This is a genomic window from Kocuria sp. cx-455 (assembly GCF_057707085.1).
Map to the genome: position 1 here is coordinate 108,736 of NZ_JBYIPM010000007.1, position 20,151 is coordinate 128,886.

At 65.7% G+C, this 20,151-nt stretch carries 17 protein-coding genes; 15 read left to right on the top strand and 2 right to left on the bottom strand.

The window, feature by feature from the left end:
* The first annotated feature begins 226 nt into the window (after positions 1-226).
* The 5 genes from AC3ENJ_RS11470 to AC3ENJ_RS11490 all read left to right on the top strand — a co-directional run bounded on the left by AC3ENJ_RS11470 (position 227) and on the right by AC3ENJ_RS11490 (position 8,536).
* Positions 227-3,961 (top strand): nitrate reductase subunit alpha, encoded by a 3,735-nt coding sequence (locus tag AC3ENJ_RS11470; protein ID WP_431814150.1) that lies wholly within the window; start codon positions 227-229, stop codon positions 3,959-3,961.
* Complete coding sequence (narH, locus tag AC3ENJ_RS11475) at positions 3,961-5,703, top strand: nitrate reductase subunit beta (protein WP_431814151.1); 1,743 nt, start codon at positions 3,961-3,963, stop codon at positions 5,701-5,703. Before AC3ENJ_RS11470 ends, narH begins: the two co-directional genes overlap by 1 nt.
* Positions 5,703-6,398, top strand: coding sequence for a nitrate reductase molybdenum cofactor assembly chaperone (gene narJ / locus AC3ENJ_RS11480; protein ID WP_190808010.1), 696 nt, complete (start codon positions 5,703-5,705; stop codon positions 6,396-6,398). The genes narH and narJ overlap by 1 nt, the downstream gene beginning before the upstream one ends.
* The gene (narI, locus tag AC3ENJ_RS11485; RefSeq protein WP_190781995.1) at positions 6,395-7,201 is read left to right on the top strand and encodes a respiratory nitrate reductase subunit gamma; all 807 of its coding nucleotides are present in this window, start codon (positions 6,395-6,397) and stop codon (positions 7,199-7,201) included. The genes narJ and narI overlap by 4 nt, the downstream gene beginning before the upstream one ends.
* A 75-nt stretch (positions 7,202-7,276) precedes the next feature.
* Positions 7,277-8,536: an MFS transporter gene (locus tag AC3ENJ_RS11490; RefSeq protein ID WP_431814152.1), complete on the top strand. Its 1,260-nt coding sequence runs from the start codon at positions 7,277-7,279 to the stop codon at positions 8,534-8,536.
* Positions 8,537-8,676: 140 nt separating this feature from the next.
* On the opposite strand, the gene AC3ENJ_RS11495 is transcribed toward AC3ENJ_RS11490, so the two are convergent.
* On the bottom strand, positions 8,677-9,063 hold the full coding sequence (locus AC3ENJ_RS11495; protein WP_431814153.1) for a GntR family transcriptional regulator: 387 nt from the start codon (positions 9,061-9,063) through the stop codon (positions 8,677-8,679).
* A gap of 114 nt (positions 9,064-9,177) precedes the next feature.
* On the opposite strand from AC3ENJ_RS11495, the gene AC3ENJ_RS11500 reads away from it, so the two are divergent.
* The 6 genes from AC3ENJ_RS11500 (at position 9,178) to AC3ENJ_RS11525 (ending at position 15,388) form a co-directional block, all read left to right on the top strand.
* Positions 9,178-10,224: an acyl-CoA dehydrogenase family protein gene (locus AC3ENJ_RS11500; protein ID WP_431814154.1), complete on the top strand. Its 1,047-nt coding sequence runs from the start codon at positions 9,178-9,180 to the stop codon at positions 10,222-10,224.
* Positions 10,221-11,555 (top strand): PIG-L family deacetylase, encoded by a 1,335-nt coding sequence (locus tag AC3ENJ_RS11505; RefSeq protein ID WP_431814155.1) that lies wholly within the window; start codon positions 10,221-10,223, stop codon positions 11,553-11,555. The genes AC3ENJ_RS11500 and AC3ENJ_RS11505 overlap by 4 nt, the downstream gene beginning before the upstream one ends.
* Positions 11,552-12,289 carry a glycosyltransferase family 2 protein gene (locus tag AC3ENJ_RS11510; protein WP_431814156.1) on the top strand — a complete coding sequence of 246 codons (738 nt, stop codon included), beginning with the start codon at positions 11,552-11,554 and terminating at the stop codon, positions 12,287-12,289. The genes AC3ENJ_RS11505 and AC3ENJ_RS11510 overlap by 4 nt, the downstream gene beginning before the upstream one ends.
* A 79-nt stretch (positions 12,290-12,368) precedes the next feature.
* A complete protein-coding gene (locus AC3ENJ_RS11515) occupies positions 12,369-12,833 on the top strand; it encodes an SRPBCC family protein (RefSeq protein WP_431814157.1) in 465 nt (154 codons plus the stop codon).
* Positions 12,834-13,004: 171 nt separating this feature from the next.
* Positions 13,005-14,243 (top strand): MFS transporter, encoded by a 1,239-nt coding sequence (locus AC3ENJ_RS11520; RefSeq protein WP_190808003.1) that lies wholly within the window; start codon positions 13,005-13,007, stop codon positions 14,241-14,243.
* A gap of 47 nt (positions 14,244-14,290) precedes the next feature.
* Positions 14,291-15,388 carry a pyridoxal-phosphate-dependent aminotransferase family protein gene (locus AC3ENJ_RS11525; RefSeq protein ID WP_190781987.1) on the top strand — a complete coding sequence of 366 codons (1,098 nt, stop codon included), beginning with the start codon at positions 14,291-14,293 and terminating at the stop codon, positions 15,386-15,388.
* A gap of 131 nt (positions 15,389-15,519) precedes the next feature.
* Here AC3ENJ_RS11525 and AC3ENJ_RS11530 read toward each other — a convergent pair whose 3' ends face one another.
* Positions 15,520-16,074: a type 1 glutamine amidotransferase domain-containing protein gene (locus AC3ENJ_RS11530; protein WP_190781986.1), complete on the bottom strand. Its 555-nt coding sequence runs from the start codon at positions 16,072-16,074 to the stop codon at positions 15,520-15,522.
* A 282-nt stretch (positions 16,075-16,356) separates the two neighbouring features.
* Between AC3ENJ_RS11530 and AC3ENJ_RS11535 the strand changes: the two genes are divergently transcribed.
* From AC3ENJ_RS11535 to AC3ENJ_RS11550, 4 genes are read left to right on the top strand one after another with little or no spacing between them, the layout of a single operon-like run.
* Complete coding sequence (locus AC3ENJ_RS11535; protein WP_431814158.1) at positions 16,357-16,998, top strand: ABC transporter permease; 642 nt, start codon at positions 16,357-16,359, stop codon at positions 16,996-16,998.
* Positions 16,991-18,286, top strand: a complete 1,296-nt coding sequence (locus tag AC3ENJ_RS11540; protein ID WP_431814159.1) for an ATP-binding cassette domain-containing protein — start codon at positions 16,991-16,993, stop codon at positions 18,284-18,286. The genes AC3ENJ_RS11535 and AC3ENJ_RS11540 overlap by 8 nt, the downstream gene beginning before the upstream one ends.
* A complete protein-coding gene (locus tag AC3ENJ_RS11545) occupies positions 18,283-19,065 on the top strand; it encodes an ABC transporter permease (protein ID WP_190808001.1) in 783 nt (260 codons plus the stop codon). The genes AC3ENJ_RS11540 and AC3ENJ_RS11545 overlap by 4 nt, the downstream gene beginning before the upstream one ends.
* The gene (locus AC3ENJ_RS11550; protein WP_223842178.1) at positions 19,065-20,120 is read left to right on the top strand and encodes a glycine betaine ABC transporter substrate-binding protein; all 1,056 of its coding nucleotides are present in this window, start codon (positions 19,065-19,067) and stop codon (positions 20,118-20,120) included. Before AC3ENJ_RS11545 ends, AC3ENJ_RS11550 begins: the two co-directional genes overlap by 1 nt.
* The last annotated feature ends 31 nt before the right edge of the window (positions 20,121-20,151 follow it).

A 20,151-nucleotide genomic window follows, 5' to 3' on the forward strand; every position in this document is an offset into this window, starting at 1 on the left:
GGAGCGCCATCCGATGAGGCCTTACTGCAGGGTAAGGTCCCCTACTCTGCAGTACGACCGGATGAAATGGTGCGCCGCCCCAGGTCACCACCACCGGGTCGACCAAACGATCGGTTAGCACACGAAAGTATGACTATATTCCCAGGTCAGCACGAAAATAATGAATTTCGTGTTGCGAGTGATTTAAATCGGTATTTCGAATGTGAGTTAAGGGTACGGTGACTCCATGGCTACCACCGAAACCCCCGCCGGGGTCGATGGCCCGGCATCGAACGCGTTGTTGAAACTCGGGAAATTCTTCTCCCGCTGGGACGAGACGGAGGACGGTCGCGCCGTGTTCCGGGAGGGCGGTCGCGCAGGCGATGCTTTCTACCGCAACCGGTGGAGTCACGACAAAGTTGTCCGCTCCACCCACGGCGTGAACTGCACCGGATCCTGCTCGTGGAAGGTGTACGTCAAGGACGGCATCATCACGTGGGAGGCCCAGGAGACGGACTACCCGTCGGTGGGCCCGGATCGGCCCGAGTACGAACCGCGCGGCTGCCCCCGCGGTGCCGCGTTCTCCTGGTACACCTATTCGCCCACCCGTGTGCGCTACCCGTACGTCCGAGGCGTGTTGTTGGAGATGTACCGCGAAGCCAAGCAGATTCACTCGGATCCTGTGCTGGCGTGGGAGTCCATCGTCAACGACCCGGTCAAACGTGAGATGTTCCAGAAGGCCCGCGGCAAGGGCGGACTGGTGCGTTCCAGTTGGCAGGAAGCCGTGGAGATGTCAGCCGCCGCCCACGTGCACACCATTAGAGCCTACGGCCCGGATCGCTGCATCGGATTCTCGCCGATCCCCGCGATGTCCATGGTGTCCCACGCGGCGGGTGCGCGGTTCATCAACCTCATCGGCGGGGTCATGAACAGCTTCTACGACTGGTACGCCGATCTCCCCGTGGCCTCGCCGCAGGTCTTCGGCGACCAGACGGACGTCCCCGAGTCCGGGGACTGGTGGGATGCCACCTACCTCATGATGTGGGGTTCCAACATCCCCGTGACCCGCACCCCGGACGCGCACTGGCTCGCGGAGGTGCGTTACCGCGGTACCAAGGTGGTCTCGGTCAGCCCGGATTACGCGGACAACACCAAGTTTGCGGACGAATGGTTGCCCGCTCAGGCCGGCACGGACGCCGCGCTGGCCATGGGCATGGGGCACGTGATTCTCAAGGAGAACTTTGTGGACCGCCGCGTCCCGTTCTTCGAGAACTACGTCTCCCACTACACGGACCTTCCGTTCCTGGTCTCACTGTCCCGCCGCGAGGACGGCACGGTGGTCGCGGACAAGTTCCTCACCGCCGAGGACCTGGGCAAGGCCGGGGACGACGACGCCGCTTCGCAGGCCGATCCCGCGTTCAAGACCGTGCTTCTGGACCGGGACACCAACCGGCCGGTGATTCCCAACGGTTCCATGGGTTTCCGCTACAACGAGCACGACGAGGGCAAATGGAACCTCGACCTGGAGGGCGTCACGCCGTCGCTGTCGATTGCTGACGCCTCCGGTTACCGGGGCGAGGTGAGCGAGCTGGCGCTGCCGGCGTTCACCGACCCCACCGGTGTGGGTTCGGTGATCCACCGCGGTGTGCCTGTCACCGAGGTGGCCGGGCGGACCGTGACCACCGTTTTCGACATCATGCTCGCCCAGTACGGCGTGGGCCGTGAAGGCCTGCCGGGGCAGTGGTCCACCGGCTACGACGACGTCGACACTCCCTACACCCCGGCGTGGCAGGAAGAAGTCACCTCCGTTCCCGCGGAGGCCGTGATTCGCACCGCCCGCGAATTCTCCGCAAATGCGGAGAAGTCCGAGGGGCGATCCATGATCATCCTGGGTGCCGGTATCTGTCAGTGGTACCACGGTGATGCCACCTACCGTGCCATCCTGGCCATGCTCATGCTGTGCGGTTGCCAGGGCCGAAACGGTGGCGGCTGGGCGCACTATGTGGGCCAGGAGAAGGCACGCCCCATCACGGGGTGGGCCACCATGGCCTCCGGCGGCGACTGGGTGCGTCCGCCGCGCTTCATGATCGGTACCGCGTTCTGGTACATGCACACCGATCAGTTCCGTTCCGACGGGTACTCCTCCGATTCACTGCAGTCCCCGCTCGCTGACGGCCACCTCAAGGGCATGCACACCGCGGATGTCGTGGCGCAATCGACGCGTCTGGGCTGGATGCCGTTCTACCCGCAGTTCCATGAGAACTCGTTGGACGTGGCGGACGCCGCGGTGAGCGCCGTCGAACGCGGTGAGGCCGGCAGTGGACCCGAGTGGATCGCGAGCAAGCTCAAGAACGGCGATCTCAATTTTGCCGTGGAGGACCCGGACGCGCCCGAGAACTGGCCGCGCACGCTGGTGCTGTGGCGCTCCAACTTGTTCGGTTCCTCGGCCAAGGGTGAGGAGTACTTCCTCAAACATTTGCTGGGCACCCACAACAGTGTGCAGGGCGAGGATCACCGGTCCGCCAAGCCGCGTGATGTCCGTTGGCATGAGAAGGCGCCAGAAGGAAAGCTGGACCTGCTGGTCTCGGCGGACTTCCGCATGACCTCGTCCACGCTGCTCTCCGATGTGGTATTCCCCGCAGCCACCTGGTACGAGAAGTACGACCTCTCGTCCACGGACATGCATCCGTTCGTGCACGCATTCACCCCGGCGATCGCCCCGCCGTGGGAGGCCAAGACCGACTGGAAGCTATTCCAATTGTTGGCCGATGAGGTCGCGCGGCAGTCCCGCGATCACCTGGGCGTGCGCAAGGACGTGGTGGCCACCGCGCTCACCCACGACACACCGGGAGAAATCGCCCAGCCGGGCGGTCACGCACCGGAGTGGAAGGGTACAGACCTTCCCGCGATTCCGGGTAAGAACCTGCCCAACCTCAAGATCGTGGAACGGGACTACACGGCCATCGGCGACAAGTTCGTGGCGCTCGGGCCCCTGGCGGACAAACTGGGGCTGACCACCAAGAACGTGACGTTCGACGTCACGCGCCAGGTGGACCAGCTGGGTCGCCTGCACGGAGTCTTCGATTCCGGCGCCGCCGAGGGTCGCCCCGCACTGGACACCGATCAGCGCATGGCGGAGGCCATCCTGATGCTCTCCGGCACGACCAACGGTGAGCTGGCCACGCAGGGCTTCGAGACCCTCGAGAGGCGTGTGGGTAAAGAACTGTCGGATCTGGCCCGCGGCTCGGAGGAAAAACGCATCACGTTCAAGGACACCCAGCAGGCACCGGTTCCGGTGATCACTTCACCGGAGTGGTCGGGGTCGGAAACCGGCGGCCGCCGCTACGCACCCTTCACGGTGAACATCGAACGGCTCAAGCCGTTCCACACGCTCAGCGGGCGCATGCACTTCTTCCTGGACCACGACTGGCTCAAAGACATGGGCGAAATGTTGCCCACCTACCGCCCACCGTTGGACATGCACCGCTTGTTCGGTGAACCGAAGCTCGGTGACAAGGGCGAGCTGTCCATTGCGGTGCGCTACCTGACCCCGCACAACAAGTGGTCGATCCACTCGGAGTACCAGGACAACCTGTTCATGCTGTCGCTGTCGCGCGGTGGCACCTCGGTGTGGATGTCTCCGCAGGACGCCACGGCCATCGAGGTCTCCGACAACGACTGGGTCGAGTGCGTGAACACCAACGGCGTATTCGTCGGACGCGCGGTGGTCTCCCACCGCATGCCCGAGGGTGTGGTGTACGTGCACCACGCCCAGGAGCGCACCATTGACGTTCCCAAATCCGAGATCACGGGTAAACGCGGCGGCATCCACAACTCCGTCACGCGCATCCTGGTCAAACCCACCCACATGATCGGCGGCTACGCCCATCTGTCCTGGGCCTTCAACTACATGGGCCCCACCGGAAATCAGCGCGACATCGTCTCCGTTGTCCGCAAACGTTCTCAGGAGGTGCAGTACTGATGCGTGTCATGGCTCAGGTCGCCATGGTGATGACTCTCGACAAGTGCATCGGGTGCCACACCTGTTCGGTGACGTGTAAACAAGCATGGACCAACCGTGCCGGTACCGAGTACGTGTGGTTCAACAACGTGGAAACCCGCCCGGGTCAGGGGTATCCGCGCCGTTATGAGGACCAGGAAACCTGGAAGGGCGGCTGGGAACTCAATAAGCGGGGCAACCTCAAGTTGAAATCCGGTGGCAAGCTCAAGAAGCTCGCCCAGTTGTTCGCTTCTCCGGTGCAGCCGGAGTTGAAGGATTACTACGAGCCTTGGACCTACGACTACGAGAATTTGGTCAGCGCCCCGGCCGGTGACGACTTCCCGGTGGCCCGACCCAAGTCCCTGATCACGGGCGAGGACACCAAGGTCGAATGGTCGGCCAACTGGGATGACGATCTCGGTGGCGCCACGGAAATGGGTCACCTGGACCCGGTCATCCAGAAACTCCACAAGGAGGCCAACGACCGGATCAAGTTCGAGTTCGAACAGACCTTCATGTTCTACCTGCCCCGGCTGTGCGAACACTGCCTGAACCCGTCCTGTATGGCCGCGTGCCCGTCCGGCGCCATTTACAAGCGCGCCGAGGACGGCATTGTGCTGGTGGACCAGGACCAGTGCCGTGGTTGGCGCCAGTGCGTGACCGGTTGTCCGTACAAGAAGATCTACTACAACCACAAGTCCGGCAAAGCCGAGAAATGCACGTTCTGTTATCCCCGCATCGAAGTGGGCATCCCCACCGTGTGCGCGGAGACGTGCGTGGGCCGCATGCGCTACATCGGCATCTTCCTCTACGACGCCGACAAGGTCACCCAGGCCGCCGCGACCCCCAACGAGCAGGATCTCTACGAGGCTCAGTTAGAGCTCATGCTCGACCCCAATGACCCGGAGGTCGTTGCCGCCGCCCGCGCGGAGGGCATCCCGGAGGACTGGCTCGACGCCGCTCGGAAATCGCCGGTGTACGCGCTGGCCAAGACCCTGCGCGTGGCACTGCCGCTGCACCCCGAGTACCGCACCATGCCCATGGTTTGGTATGTGCCGCCGCTGTCTCCGATTGTGGATCTGCTCAAGGAACAGGGTCATGACGGAGAAGACCCGCAGAACCTTTTCGGCGCGATTGAGAGTCTGCGCATCCCGGTGGAGTACCTCGCGGAGCTGTTCACCGCCGGTGACACCGAGCTGGTGACCGACGTGCTGCGCAAGCTGGCCGCCATGCGCGCCTACATGCGCAACATCACCCTGGGTGACGCTGCGGACGAGTCCATTGCCCAGGCCGTGGGCATGACCGGTTCCGAGATCCAGCACATGTACCGGCTCATGGCGATCGCCAAGTACGACGAGCGCTACGTGATTCCCACGGCCCACGTTGAGGATGCCCACAACCTGGAGGAGATCGGCTGCTCACTGGACGTGGACGGTGGGCCCGGAATGGGTCAGACCGGCGTGTTCGGTGAGGCCTCGGGCCGTCCGATGCCGGTGGCCGTGGAGAACTTCCAGGCACTGCGTTCCCGTCAGACGGGGGAGGACCCCACGGGCAACGAGCAACTGGCCGGCCGCGTGAACCTGCTCAACTGGGACGGCAACGGCAGCCCGGACGGGCTGTTCCCCGCCAGGGCGCAGGAGGACGCGGACAGCCTGTCGACCACGTCGCGTGATCCATGGGCCCGGCCCGATCGTGACACCGCCGGTTCCGACGGGGGACGATGATGGGGCTGCTCTCAACTCTCCTGGGTAAGGCCACCAAGGGCACCGTGGACGTTCCCGAGTACCGGGATCGTCATCCGCAGCGCTCGGCGGTCATCCGGCAAGCGGCCGCGGTGCTGCTGGGCTACCCGGATCGGGAACTGATCGATGAGCTGCCCGTGCTCGAGGAAGCCCTGGCCGAGGTGGGGGTGGCACCGAGCGCCGTCGAACCCCTGACCCGCTGGCTGCGTGACAGTGATCTGAGCGAGATCCAGGGCGAGTACGTCCAGGAATACGATCTCTCCCGCCGCCACAGCCTGCACCTGACGTATTGGACGGACGGTGACACGCGCCGCCGCGGCGAAGCGCTATCCGCGTTCAAGCAGGTGTACCGCGCCCACGGGTGTGTGTTCGGGGACGAGGAACTGCCGGACCACCTGCCCGTGGTGCTTGAATTCGCCGCCCGGGTCTCACCGCAGGACGGGTTCGAACTGCTGCAGCGGTACCGGCCGTCGCTGGAGCTGTTGCGGCTCGCGCTGGTCCGCGACAACCTACCCCACGCGTGCGCGGTGGAACTGGTGTGCTCCACGCTGCCGGGACCGTCCCCGGAGGACGAAACCGCCGTGGCGCGCATGGCCGGTTACGGCCCGCCCACAGAATCCGTGGGCCTGGACGCCTACGACCCCCGACTCCTGCCCATGACCGGAGGAAACCAGTGAACATTCTCGACACCCTGCTATGGGGAGTTTTGCCGTACGTGGTGATGGCGGTTCTCGCCGGTGGGCTGATCTGGCGTTACAAGTACGACCAGTTCGGGTGGACCACCCGCTCGTCCCAACTCTATGAATCCAGGCTGCTGCGGATCGCGTCCCCGCTGTTCCACTTCGGCATCCTGGCGGTGCTCGTGGGGCACATCGTGGGCCTGGTGATTCCCAAGTCATGGACCGAGGCCGTGGGGATGTCCCAGCACGCGTACCACTTCCTGGCGCTGTCCATCGGCACCGTGGCCGGTGTGGGCACCCTGGTGGGCATCGTGATGTTGATCGTCCGGCGCCGCCTTACCGGTCCCGTCTTCATGGCCACCACCGGTAACGACAAGTTCATGTACGTCATGCTGCTGGGTGCCATCCTGGCCGGTCTGGCGACCACGGTGCTGGCCGTGTTCGACCCGAACACCGTGGACTATCGGGAAACCGTCTCCCCGTGGTTCCGTTCACTGTGGGTCCTGCAGCCGGACGTCGGAGCCATGGCCGCGGCGTCCACCTCGTTCCACGTCCACGTGCTGTGGGGTATGGCACTATTCGCGATTTGGCCGTTCACCCGTCTGGTGCATGCCTTCACCGCCCCGCTGCACTATTTGTTCCGCCCGTACATCGTGTACCGCACGCGCGGTTCCAGCCCCCGGGCCGGCTCCGCCCCGGTGCGCCGCGGGTGGGAACCCATTGGCACCCACGACCGGGACAGCGGACGACGCCGCACTCGGCCGCCGCGTGAGCGCTCCGGTTCCACGCGCGTCAAGTAAGTAATTCTCGGATCGGGAAGCGTTCTCGCCACAACGCCTCCCGGCTCAGGCCCACCACGTCCCAGAAGGAGCGTCATGTCCTCCGTTGAAGCCGCCTCAGCGGCACCGAACTTGAAACAGGGTCAACTCAGGAACCTCATCCTGGCCACCCTGGCGTCCACCGTGGGTTTCTGGGCGTGGACCATCGTGGGTCCGCTCTCCAAGCGCTACGCCGGGGACATGTCACTGACTCCCGGCCAGACCGCCATCCTGGTGGCCATGCCCATTTTCGTGGGGTCCATTGCCCGAGTTCCGGTGGGTGCGCTCACCGACAAATACGGTGGGCGGGTCGTGTTCACGGTGATCCTGGGCATCACAGCGCCGCTCGTGTTGCTCACAGGCCTGGTGGGCCAACTCAACAACTTCCCGCTGCTGGTCGCGGTCGCGTTCCTCCTGGGCATCGCCGGCACCGTGTTCGCGATCGGTATCCCATTCTGCTCCGCCTGGTACGAGTCTCACCGCAAGGGTTTTGCCACCGGTGTGTTCGGCGCGGGCATGGTGGGCACGGCCGTTTCCGCGTTCTTCACCCCGCGGCTGGTTGCGGCCACCGGATATATGGCCACCCACATCATCATTGCCGCGATCGTGGCCGTCAGTGCCCTGCTGTGCTGGCTGCTGCTGCGAGACTCTCCGGCGCGAGCCGGACGCAAGGTTGAGCCGATGATGCCCAAGCTCAAGCAGGCATTCAGCCTGAAAGTCACCTGGCAGTTGTGCTTCCTGTACGCGGTGGTGTTCGGCGCTTTCGTGGCGTTCTCCAATTACCTGCCGACCTACCTGGCCAACGTGTATGAGTACGACCCCACCGGAGCCGGAACCCGCACCGCAGGATTCGCCCTGGCGGCCGTGATCGCCCGCCCGATCGGCGGCACGCTCGCGGACACGTTCGGACCCAAGATCGTCACCCTCACGTCCTTTGGCGGCACCATCGTGCTGGCGATGCTCGTGGCCTTCCAGCCCGATGCCGAGCACGTCTACGGCCCGCTATTCCTGGCCATGGCCGTGTTCCTGGGCCTGGGAACCGGCGGTGTCTTCGGTTGGGTCGGTCGTGCCGCTCCGGCCAAGGACGTGGGCACCATCGGCGGCATCATTGCTGCGGCCGGTGGACTGGGTGGTTACTTCCCGCCGCTGGTCATGGGCGCCACCTATAACCCGGACAACCGTTCGTATTTCGTGGGCCTCACACTGCTGGCGGTGTTTGCAGCCCTGGCGTTCCTGCTCGCCCTCATGGTTCGCAACGGCGGCAAGACCAGTGAGAACGACAAGCCGGTCGAACAGGCCCAGGCCTCCGCCGGGTAACTGACACGCGCGGCACGACGGCGCCTGACCCACGCCATCTCATCCGGCCTTACTGCACAGTAAGGCTCCCTACTCTGCAGTACGGCCGGATGAAATGGTGCGCCGCCGCGGCGCCCGCCGACCCGGGGCGAGCCGCGCCGTTAGCCGGTGGCTCGCTGATCCAGCATCCGTCGCACGATCTGCACGCATTCGTCGGGGGAGTAGTGCAGCTCTCCCGCGGCGCGGTCCAGGTACTCGGCGGCGGCGTTGCAGGCGGCCGCGTGGCGATCGTCGGAGGACTGGGCGATGAACGTGCCCTTACGGCCGCGGGTCTCGATCACACCGCTGGCCTCCATGGTGCGGTAGGCCTTGGCCACGGTCCCGGCGGCCAGCCCGAGCTCGGTGGCGAGCGAGCGCACCGGGGGAATCCGGTCGCCGGTTTCCAGTGAGCCGGAGGCGATCCCGGTCGTGACGCACTCGATGAGCTGTTCGTACACCGGCACCGGGGACGCAGTGTCCACGGTGAAGCTGGCTGCGGTGGTGGACATGGCGGGCCCCTTCGGACGGTGATTCGCGCATCGTGTTACTAACCATGATACAAATCCGGCCGTTGTCGGATAAAGAGGCTCGGCCGGTCGCCCAAAGCACGTAGGCTTACTACTGTGTTTGACCAGTCGACGTTGCCGATCCCGCACACTCCTCGACCCGAGCGGCGGGAGGTTCAGGAGTTCGTGCGCCACGGCCTGAACGTGGCCCGCGAGTTGTCATCCGGCCTGCCGTTGCCGGGCCAGGGCAGCACCCGCGAGTTGTGGGCGGAGCTGAGCGGTTTGGCGCGGCAGGATCTCGCCTATGCACGCATTATCGAACCGCATCTGGATGCCACGGCGATCATCGATCAGGCCGGCCGCAACGACGTTCTCACCGGCGCGGACACCTGGGCCGTGTGGGCCGCGGAAGGCCCCGGCACGCCCTTGACCGCAACGCCGTCCGCGGCAGGGTGGACACTCACCGGCACCAAACCGTGGTGCTCGCTCGCGGAGTTCGTGAGCCGCGCCGTGCTCACCGCCCACGTGGCGGATGAGACGGGGGAACTCACCGGCCACCGCCGCGCGTTCATGATCTCCACCGACCACCCCGGTTTCCTGCCCGAGCCCAACGCCGCGTGGGTCGCCCAGGGGCTCTCGGACGTCCCCACCACGGCGGTGGACTTCCGCGAGTTGCCCGCCGAACCGCTCGGCGAGGACGAGTGGTACCTCACCCGCCCCGGATTCGCGTGGGGCGGCATGGGGGTGGCTGCGATCTGGCGGGGCGGCGCCCAGTCCGTCGCGGACCTCCTGTGGCAACGATGCAAACACCCGCGCACACCCCTCGACGACGCCGCGCACACCCACCTGGGCCGCGTGGACCTGGCCCTGTCCGCGGCGTCGGCCGTGCTGGACCGGGCGGCGAGCGCCGTCGACGGTGGGGATGCCACGGGCGAGCAGGGCGCCCTGTGGGCATTGCGGGTTCGCCGCACCGTTGCCGAAGCGGCGGAAACGGTGCTGCGCGAGGTGTCCCGGGCCACCGGGCCGGGCCCGCTCACCGGGGACCCCGCGCACATCCGCCGCGTGAACTCGTTGCAGGTGTACATCCGTCAGGACCATGCGGAGCGGGACAACCGAGCGCTGGGCGAGTTGCTGTTGGCGGGGGCGGAGGGTTCGCCGTGGTGAGCTTCGACCACCGGGAGCCCGGAACCCCCGAACAGGCGTGGGCCGACAGTAAACAACTGCGCGCGGTGCCGGAACTGGATCTGGCGGGTGTGGACCGCGCCGTCGTCTTTGCGGCGCACCCGGACGACGAGACGCTGGGTGCCGGTGGCACCGTTCACCGCCTGATCCGGGCGGGCGCCTCGGTGCGCGTCATCGTGGCCACGCTGGGGGAGAAGTCGCACCCGAAATCCCCCACTCACACGCGGGAATCACTCTCGCGGGTGCGCCATCAGGAAATGGCGGACGCGGTGAACGTCATCAGCGCAGGCTCCAGCGAACCCGAGTACCTGGCCCTGCCCGACGGAGGGCTCACTGCGGAGGCGCTCGCGGACCCCGTCTCGGAGGCCGTGGCCTGGGTGGCGGAGGGCAGGCGGCCCCTGGCTGTGGTTACGTGGGTGAAGGACGGTCACCCGGACCACGAGATCCTTGCGGCCCAGGTGCAGCGGGCCGCCGGGGCCGCGGCGGTGCGTTGCGTCCAGTACCCCATTTGGTGGTGGCACTGGGGCGCTCCCAACACGTTGCCGCGCGGGGTGGTGCACGTGCCGCTGTCGGACGAGGACCGGGACGCCAAACAGCGGGCCCTGGCCCACCACGTGTCTCAGGTGCGCCCGCTGTCGGATCAGCCGGGGGACGAAGTGTTGCTCGGCCCGCACATCCTGGCGCACTTCGAACGGGACCGCGAGTACTTCATCCTGTCCGCACCGCACCAGACGCCGGTGTTCAACAGGGTCCACAGCGAGTCCGAGGACCCCTGGAACGTGGACGGTTCCCGTTATGAACACCGCAAACGCGACGTGCTCACCGCCAGCCTCCCGCGTGAGCTGTACCCCCGCGCCCTGGACATCGGCTGTTCCACGGGTGCTCTCACGGCACAGTTGGCAGCGCGCGTGGGCGTGCTGACCGCGGTGGACGCGAGCGACGTCGCACTGGGCAAGGCCCGCGCACGCCTCACCGAGCGGGGTCTCACGAACGTGCAGCTACGCCAGGCCGTGCTTCCGGGGCAATGGGACCCCGCCTGGCGCGAGCTGGACCTCATTGTGGTGAGTGAGGTGGGCTATTTCTGCTCGGCCGAGCAATGGAACGAGTTGTTGTCCCTGTGCACCGGGGCGCTGTCCCCGGAGGGTCACCTGGTGCTGTGCCACTGGCGGCACCCCATCAAGGACTGGCCCCTGGACGGTGACGATGTGCATCGTGAGGCCCGGCGCCGCCGGAACCTCACCAGGGTGGTGGCGCACCGCGAAGCGGATTTCGAGATCGACATCTACGCACGGACCAGGCGCGGCCATTCATGAGCTCTCGGATCGCGGTGGTGATTCCCGCGTGCAACGAACAAGATCGGGTGGCCCGGTGCATCGAATCGGTGAGCGCGGCCGTGCGCAACCTCGTGAGCGCCGAACCGGGGGCCATCGTGTGCGTGGTCCTGGCCGCCGACAACTGCACCGACCGCACGGTCCCCGAGGCGTGCGAGGCGTGGGCGACGTCGTGGGGCCCGGACGAGCGTGCGCACCTGACGGTGCTGGAGGGCCACTGGGCCAGCGCCGGGGGAGCGAGGCAAGCGGCCGCGAACCGCGCGCTGATCGGGAACCCGGACTGGATCGCCTCCACGGACGCTGACACCGCCGTGCCCGCTCATTGGCTCAGCTACCAGGTGGAGCGCGCGCGAAGCGGTGTGGACGCCGTACTGGGCACCGTGGAACCGGACCCGGACGAATGCCCCGACCACGTGTCCCGGCTGTGGCATTCGGAGCACGACCTGGCGGAGGGGCACCCCTATATTCACGCGGCCAACATGGGCGTGCGGGCCGGTGCCTTCGCCGCGGCCGGTGGCTTCCCGAACGTGGAATGCAGCGAGGACGAGGCGCTGGTCGGAGCGCTGCGCGCGCACGGGGCCCGAGTGGAGTCCACGGACCGCATCCGCGCGATCACCTCCGGACGGTTGCGCGGCCGGGCGGCCCTCGGGTTCGCCTACCATTTGCGCAGTCTGGCGGCCCAGCGAGGGGCGGTCGAGGGCTTCGCCGATCGCTGAAGCCCTTGCAGTAGCGGGCCCGGCACTGCCTAAGGTTGAGAGCAGTTCGTTGCAGTACCCAACGCAGAAAGAGGTTTTCATGAGTGAGACCAGCATCAGCGCCAATCGGGTCATCGACGCCTCGGCGGAGGACATCTTCGAGGTGCTCTCCCTGCCCGCCAAGCACCCGCAGGTGGACGGATCCGGCACCGTGGTGTCCGGCACCGACCAGCGGATCCAGCAGGTCGGGGACGTGTTCGTGATGAACATGAACTCGGACGCCATGGGCGGTGATTACAAGATGGAAAATCACGTCACCGGTTTCGACCCCAAGAAGTTGATCGCGTGGAAGCCGTGCCAGGAGGGCACTCCCGTGGAGAAGAACGGCTGGGAGTGGATGTACGAACTCCAGTCCCAGGGATCCGATTCCACAGAGGTCACGCTGACCTACTCGTGGGGCGACGCCAACCCGGCGCTCCTCAAGAAGATGAGCTTCCCGGTGTTCCCGGAGTCCGTGCTGGAGGATTCCCTGGAGAACCTCGCCGCAGCGGTGAGCGACAAGTAAGGGTTCACTCCCGCACGGTTCACCCGACGACGCCGCCCGGTCGCCCGCAGTATGCGGGTCACCGGGCGGCGTCGTCGCGTTCGGGTCGGTGCGGCCCGGGACGGTGCGGGCGCGGCGTACCCTGGTCCAGGACATCATCCACATGAACGTAGTGAAAGGGAGCGCCTCGGCATGCAGTCCGCAGGGACATGGGAAGGCTACGAGCGAGGCAGCTCCGGGTACAAGAAGATCCTGATCGCGCTGTTGTGCGCGGGCATCGCGACATTCGCCCAGTTGTATTCGGTCCAGGGCGTTCTCCCGATCATGGCGCGCGATTTGCGCATCGATGCCGCTCAGGCCTCGCTGGCCGTGTCGGCCGCAACCCTCGGCCTGGCGGTCGCGGTGATCCCGTGGTCGTTGGTGTCGGACCGGTTCGGCCGCCGCCGGACCATGGTGAGCGCGGTGGTGGCGGCCACCATCCTGGGCGTGACCATGAGTCTCATGCCATCCTTCGAACTGCTCGTGGGTCTGCGTTTCCTGGAGGGAATGGCGTTGGGTGGCATTCCGTCCGTGGCCATGGCCTACCTTGCGGAAGAGGTGAACCCGCGGCACGCGGCGATTGCCGCGGGGAGTTACATTTCCGGCACCACGCTGGGTGGGCTCTCGGGGCGCATCGTGGCGGCGCCGGTGGCCGACTTCTTCGGTTGGCGCGCCGGTACTCTCGTGGTGGCCATCTATGCGGCTCTCGCGGCGGTCGCGTTCATTCTGCTGGCGCCCAAGCAACAAGGTTTTACACCGCAAGCGGTGCGGCTCGGAGGGCCGGAGGGTCTTTTCGAGCGGCTGCGGGTGAACCTCAAGGATCCCGGATTGGTCTCGCTGTACATGCAGGGTTTCCTGCTCATGGGCGGATTCGTGGCGGTCTACAACTTCATCGGGTTCCACCTCGGTGACGAACCGTTCAACGTGCCGCAGTCGGTTGTGTCCGTGCTGTTCCTGTCCTACCTCTCGGGCACGTGGTCCTCCGCTCAGGCGGGTCGGATCGCGGCCCGGTTCGGCCGCCGCGCGGTGTTGATCACGTCCTCGTTGATCATGTTGGGGGGCCTGCTCGTCATGCTCATCCCGTGGTTGCCGGCCGTGGTCGCGGGGCTGCTGATTTTCACCGCGGGATTTTTCGGGGCGCACTCGGTGGCCAATGGTTGGGTGCCGGCGCGGGCCACCGTGGGGCGGGCCCAGGCGTCCTCCCTGTACACCCTCTTCTACTACGGCGGTTCATCCGTGTTCGGTTACGTGGCGGGGCTGTTCCTCACGGGTTACGGCTGGAGCGGCGCGGTGGCGTTCATCGGGGCCCTGATCGCGGTGGCAATTGCCTTGACCCTGGTCTTCTTGCGCCGGCCGGTCACACCGGCCACGGCGCGGTCCCTCGACGGCTAGGGTTGACGGAGACGCACCCCGCACATGGACCACCTGAGGAGGCCCCCATGACCAGCACGTTGACCGTTCGCCACTTGTTCGGCCCCGGACCGACCAATCCGTACCCTGAAGCCACCGAGGCACTCGCCCGACCGCTCATCGGACATCTGGACCCCAAGTTCCTGGAGATCATGGACCGTGCCTGTGACGGTCTGCGTCAGGTGTGGGGCACCGCCAACCGCCGGACTTTGCCGGTCTCGGCCACCGGTTCGGCGGGTATGGAAGCGGCGTTCGTGAACTTCGTGAATCCCGGTGACCCGGTGGTGATCGCCGTCAACGGGCTCTTCGGCGAGCGCATGTGCGATGTTGCCGCGCGCTGCGGTGCCGAGGTGATTCGGGTGGACTTCCCCTTCGGCCAGCCCGTGGATGCGCAGAAAGTGTCGCAGGCGCACCCGAACCCCACAATCATTGCGGCCGTCCACGCGGAAACCTCCACGGGCGTCCGCTCGGACATCGCCGCCCTCGGGGCCATCAAGGGCGACGCCCTGCTCCTCGTGGACGCCGTGACGTCGATCGGCGGTATTGAACTGAAGGCCGACGAGTGGGGCATCGACATCGGCTACGCCGGCACACAGAAGTGCCTGGGCGTGGCCCCGGGCCTGGCGCCCTTCACGGTGTCGGATCGCGCGTGGGAGCGCCGAGTGGAGAACCCCCGCTCGTGGTACCTGGACCTGGGAATGCTGGGCGGTTACGTGGGGGAGGCCTCCGGCAGCGCGACCCGCACCTACCACCACACCGCCCCGGTCGCCATGATTGCGTCCCTGGATGCCGGACTGCAGCGCATTCTCGATGAAGGGCTCGACGCCGTTCGCGACCGTCACTACGCGGCCGGCCACGCGCTGCAGAACGGGTTGGAGGCCATGGGGCTGGAGCTCTTCGCGGCGGAGGGCCACCGCTTGCCCGAGCTGACCACCGTCAAGGTCCCGGACGGGGTCGATTCCGCCGCCGTCCGTAAGGAACTGCTCGAGAAGTACAACCTGGAGATCGGACCGGGCGTCAAAGAGTTCGCCAACACCGTGTGGCGCATCGGCCTGATGGGCCCCAATGCCGCCCCGGAATCCGTGGCGCTCATCCTGGGTGCATTGAAGGACGTGCTGGGGAAGTAGTCCTCGAGGACCTACACCGGATGACGTCCGGCACCCTACCCGGTGACGGAACTGCCCCGGCCGCAAGATGCGACCGGGGCAGTTGTGGTTCTGGTCGAGATCTTTCCGGGTGGTGATCCCGCTCAGTGATCTCAGGCGGTCAGCTCCTTCTCGATGGCCTGGACGAACGGTTCCAGGTCACCGGGGTTGCGAGAGGTGATGAGCACCCAGTCCTTGGCGGGGCACCGCTTGACGGGCTGGTCCACCCACGTGCCGCCGGCGTTGCTGATGTCGACCTTGACGGACTCGTAGGAGGTCAGGGTCTTGCCGTCCACCAGTCCGGTTTGCACGAGCAGCCACGGGCCGTGGCAGATGGAGGCAATGGGGCGGCCGGAGGATGCGAAGGCCTGGGCGATCTTCTGGGCATCCTCGTCCAAGCGCAGGGTGTCCGCGTTGAGTGTGCCCCCGGGCAGCAGCAGCAGGTCGTACTCGGAGTCGTTGACGTCGGAAATCTTTTGGTCCACGGGGAAGGTCTCACCCAAATCCCAGTCGCCCACGAGGCTCTGAACCTCACCGTTCTCCGGCGAAGCGACGGTCACGGTGGCACCCGCTTCGCGCAGCTTCTCCAGGGGAACCTTCAACTCATCCTGCTCCACACCGCGGTTGGTCTGAAGCGAGAGAATCTTCTTACCGGTCAAGTCAGCCATTGGTAAAGCTCCTTTCTAATGGGTTATGCCTCCACGCTTCCACTGCTCACTGCTCTTGGCAAGAAGATTCCGGGACTGTCCGCTATGAGCAACACGACCCGGCAGAGGTGCAACTAACGGCGGGTCGGCTAATGTAACGAACAGGTCACGATGGAAGAAAGATGCGTCGTAATGCACGTGAATGGGTGAGGTCGGTCATACTCTAAACGGAAATCAGCAGCAATCTGATCACTATGGACGAGATAGCTCTCTGCCTGCGGCGGGGGTGGAGACGGTGCGCGCGTGTGGGACTTTGTCAGAGATAGTCAGCAACAGATCTTGTTCGCCTCGTGGCAGCATTTCAGCCTAGTGGTCCAATGCTTGGTGCTGGCCACGGTTGTGGCAGTGGTGCTCTCCGCGCTGGTCTACCGAAGTAAGACGGCCAGCGCGCTCGCCAACGGCGTTTCGGCCATGGGGCTGACCATTCCTTCTTTCGCGCTCATTGGTTTGTTGATCGCACCCTTCGGTTTTGGTGTCATCCCGGCCGTCATTGTGGTCACGTTCTTCGCGATCCTGCCCATCTTGCGCAACGCGGTGGTGGGGCTGAACAGCATCCCCGCCTCCGTGGTCGAATCCGCGCGCGGAATCGGTATGAGCCGGTTGCGCACCCTGGCCACCGTGGAACTGCCCATGGCGTGGCCGATCATCCTGGCGGGCATTCGAGTGTCCGCGCAAATGGTCATGGGCATCGCGGCGGTGGCCGCCTACACACTCGGCCCCGGCCTGGGAGGTTTCATTTTTTCAGGCCTCTCTCGGCTGGGCGGGGCCAACGCATTTGAATCCGTGGTGGTAGGAGTCGTTGGAGTGATCCTGCTGGCCATTATTTTGGACCTCCTTCTGGTGGTCCTGAGCCGACTGACAACCTCGCGAGGTATCCGTGTCTGAAACACAAACCATCCAGAACTCTGCCGAGCAGGTCAGCGGCGCATCCATCCTTCTCGATCAGGTGACCAAGCAGTACCCCGGTCAGGCCAAGCCGGCAGTGGGCGGGCTCACCATGGAGATCCCCGCGGGCAGCATTGTGATGTTCGTGGGTCCCTCCGGCTGCGGCAAGACGACCACCCTCAAAATGATCAACCGCCTGATCGAACCGTCGGACGGGTCCATCGTGATCAACGGGGACAACGTCACGGACATGAACGGTGACAAGCTGCGCCGTCAGATCGGCTACGTGATTCAGGCCGGCGGACTGTTCCCCCACATGAGCGTTGCCGCCAACATCGGGTTGGTGCCCAAAATGCTCGGGTGGGACAAGGACCGCATTGCCGCTCGGGTGGATGAACTCCTCGACCTGGTGTCCCTGGACCCCAAGACCTACCGCAACCGGTACCCCAAGGAACTCTCCGGCGGACAGCAGCAGCGCATTGGCGTGGCCCGTGCGCTCGCGGCGGACCCGCCCATCCTGCTCATGGACGAGCCGTTCGGCGCCGTGGACCCCATCACCCGGCAACGCCTGCAGAACGAGTTGCTCAACATCCAGGCCGAGCTGCAGAAAACCATTGTCTGTGTGACGCACGATTTCGACGAGGCCGTGAAGCTCGGCGACTGGATCGCCATCTTCAACGAGGGCGCCCAAATCGAGCAGTACGACTCTCCCGAACGGATCCTCGCCAATCCGGCCAACGAGTTCGTGGAGAACTTCATCGGTTCCGGCGCCGGGCTCAAGCAGCTCACGCTCAACCGGGTGCACGAGGTGGAGCAGCAGGAAGCCGTCACCGCCAGGGCGGGGGAGTCGCCGGAGGAGGTCATCGCCCGGCTCGACCAAGCCGGTCAGCAGAATGTGGTGATCCTGGATTCACGTGGCCGCGCGATCCAGTGGTTGTCGCAACGCCAGCTCTCACGCATGCAGGTGATTTCGGACGCCGCGGACCCCAACCTGCCGCTCGTCAACGAACAATCCACGCTCAACGACGCCCTGGACGCGATGCTGGTCGCGAGCACGGGCGCGGCGCTGGTCGCCGGGCGAAGAGATGTGTTCACCGGACTGATCACGGTCAATACCGTGATGGACGCGATCTCGGCCGGCCAGGCCGCCGCCCAGGGCCACGGTGACGCGCCGGTCGGTCTCAACACCGGTGCCCTCCCCCAAGTTTCCGACCACGACAACCAGGAAGACGCCGCCGCGGCCGGTTCCACAGCGGCCACCGAAGACGCGGCCGGGGACCGGTCATGAGCGCCACCACCGGGGTCGCGAACCCGGATGCCGTCTCGACCACCGCCGCGGTGGCCGGAAGTTCGTCCAAGGGACTGTGGATCCAGCTGGCCGTCATCCTCGTGGCCATTGCGGCCTTGTTCGCGTGGTTGGCCTTCGGTGACCTGACGGATACGGAACGTGCGACACTGGCGCCCGGCGCACTGTGGGGTTACACGTGGGAGCATCTGAAACTCACCGCGGTGGCGGCCGTGCTGGTCCTGGCCATCGCGATCCCGCTGGGAATCCTGCTCACGCGCGGCCCGCTCCGAAAGTTCACCGGACCCGTTCTGGTGGTGGCCAACATCGGGCAAGCGGCTCCGGCCATCGGCCTGGTGGTGTTATTGGCCTTCTGGCTCGGTTTCGGGTTCACGGCAGCGGTCGTGGCATTGGTGGCGTACGCGATCCTGCCGGTGTTGCGCAACACCATGGTGGGACTGCAACAAGTGGACCAGCGGCTCGTGGAAGCCGGACGCGGCATGGGGATGAGCGCGGCCGCGGTGCTCTTCAGGGTGGAACTGCCGCTCGCGGTGCCGGTGATGCTGTCTGGTATCCGCACGGCACTGGTGCTGCTGGTGGGCACCGCAACCCTCGCCACGTTCATCAACGGCGGTGGCTTGGGAATCCTGATCACCACGGGAGTGAACCTGAACTTGATCAAGGTGCTCATAGCGGGTTCCCTGCTGGTGGCACTGTTGGCTTTGCTCGTGGATTGGCTGGGGCGTTTCGTGGAATACGTCGCGCGCCCGAAGGGACTGTGATGGCAACGTCGAAACGAACGGGACAGAGGCAACGACCGGTGGCCGGGGCGGCGTCGTCGACACGAAAGCCCACGCGCATTGCCGCCGGGCTGAGCGCGGGCTTCGGCGTGATGCTGCTGGCGGGCTGCGGTCTGCAGCCGGCTACGTCGTTCGTGCCGGAGGTGCAACCGGGGTCGATACAGGCCGTGGAAGGCCTGCCCGAGGACGCCCAGATCACGGTGGTGAGCAAGAACTTCACGGAGCAACTCATCCTGGGCAAGATCGCCGTGATGACCGCGGAGGCTGCCGGGTTCGAGGTGGAGGATTTCACCAACGTTCCGGGAAGCCAGCCGGTGCGCGAACTCATGGTGTCGGGTGAGGGTGACTTCACCTACGAGTACACGGGAACCGCCTGGATCACGTACATGGGCAACCCGACCGGCATCCCGGACAAGGAAGAACAGTGGCGGGCCGTCCACGACGCCGACCTCGAGAACGGACTCACGTGGGGTAGGCCGGCGCCGTTGAACAACACGTACGCGTTCGCGGTGCGCAGCGAGGCCGTGCCCGAGCTGGGCAACATCTCCAAGCTGTCACAGATCGGGAACCTGCCCGTGGCCGAACGGACGTTGTGCGTGGAGGCGGAATTCAACTCCCGCCCGGACGGCCTGGATCCCATGCTGGACACCTACGACATTCCGCGAGGCTCGGCCAACGGTATTCCGGACGGCAACATCGGCGTGTACGACACGGGTGCCGTGTACACCGCAACCGATAACGGCGACTGCAACTTCGGTGAGGTCTTCACGACCGACGGTCGGATCGACGCCCTGGAGTTCACGGTGCTCGAGGATGACCGGAAGTTCTTCCCCGCGTACAACGCGGCGCCGGTGTTCAACTCGGAAACCCTGGAGCAATACCCGCAGCTGCGGGAGGTCTTCGATCAGGTTTCGCCGCTACTGACCGATGAGACCATGCGCCAGCTGAACCTCAAGGTGGACGTGGAAGGCCAAGAGCCCGTGGACGTGGCCCACGACTGGATGGTGTCCGAGGGGCTCATCACGGGGGAGGGCTGAGCGGGCGGTGTTGGGGCTGCGTCCCGATGAC

Bases quoted from the DNA above. Each gene is read 5' to 3' on its own strand.
- AC3ENJ_RS11470 (WP_431814150.1), top strand. From the start codon at position 227: ATGGCTACCACCGAAACCCCCGCCGGGGTCGATGGCCCGGCATCGAAC.
- narH (WP_431814151.1), top strand. From the start codon at position 3,961: ATGCGTGTCATGGCTCAGGTCGCCATGGTGATGACTCTCGACAAGTGC.
- narJ (WP_190808010.1), top strand. From the start codon at position 5,703: ATGGGGCTGCTCTCAACTCTCCTGGGTAAGGCCACCAAGGGCACCGTG.
- AC3ENJ_RS11490 (WP_431814152.1), top strand. From the start codon at position 7,277: ATGTCCTCCGTTGAAGCCGCCTCAGCGGCACCGAACTTGAAACAGGGT.
- AC3ENJ_RS11495 (WP_431814153.1), bottom strand. From the start codon at position 9,063: ATGTCCACCACCGCAGCCAGCTTCACCGTGGACACTGCGTCCCCGGTG.
- AC3ENJ_RS11510 (WP_431814156.1), top strand. From the start codon at position 11,552: ATGAGCTCTCGGATCGCGGTGGTGATTCCCGCGTGCAACGAACAAGAT.
- AC3ENJ_RS11515 (WP_431814157.1), top strand. From the start codon at position 12,369: ATGAGTGAGACCAGCATCAGCGCCAATCGGGTCATCGACGCCTCGGCG.
- AC3ENJ_RS11520 (WP_190808003.1), top strand. From the start codon at position 13,005: ATGCAGTCCGCAGGGACATGGGAAGGCTACGAGCGAGGCAGCTCCGGG.
- AC3ENJ_RS11525 (WP_190781987.1), top strand. From the start codon at position 14,291: ATGACCAGCACGTTGACCGTTCGCCACTTGTTCGGCCCCGGACCGACC.
- AC3ENJ_RS11530 (WP_190781986.1), bottom strand. From the start codon at position 16,074: ATGGCTGACTTGACCGGTAAGAAGATTCTCTCGCTTCAGACCAACCGC.
- AC3ENJ_RS11545 (WP_190808001.1), top strand. From the start codon at position 18,283: ATGAGCGCCACCACCGGGGTCGCGAACCCGGATGCCGTCTCGACCACC.
- AC3ENJ_RS11550 (WP_223842178.1), top strand. From the start codon at position 19,065: ATGGCAACGTCGAAACGAACGGGACAGAGGCAACGACCGGTGGCCGGG.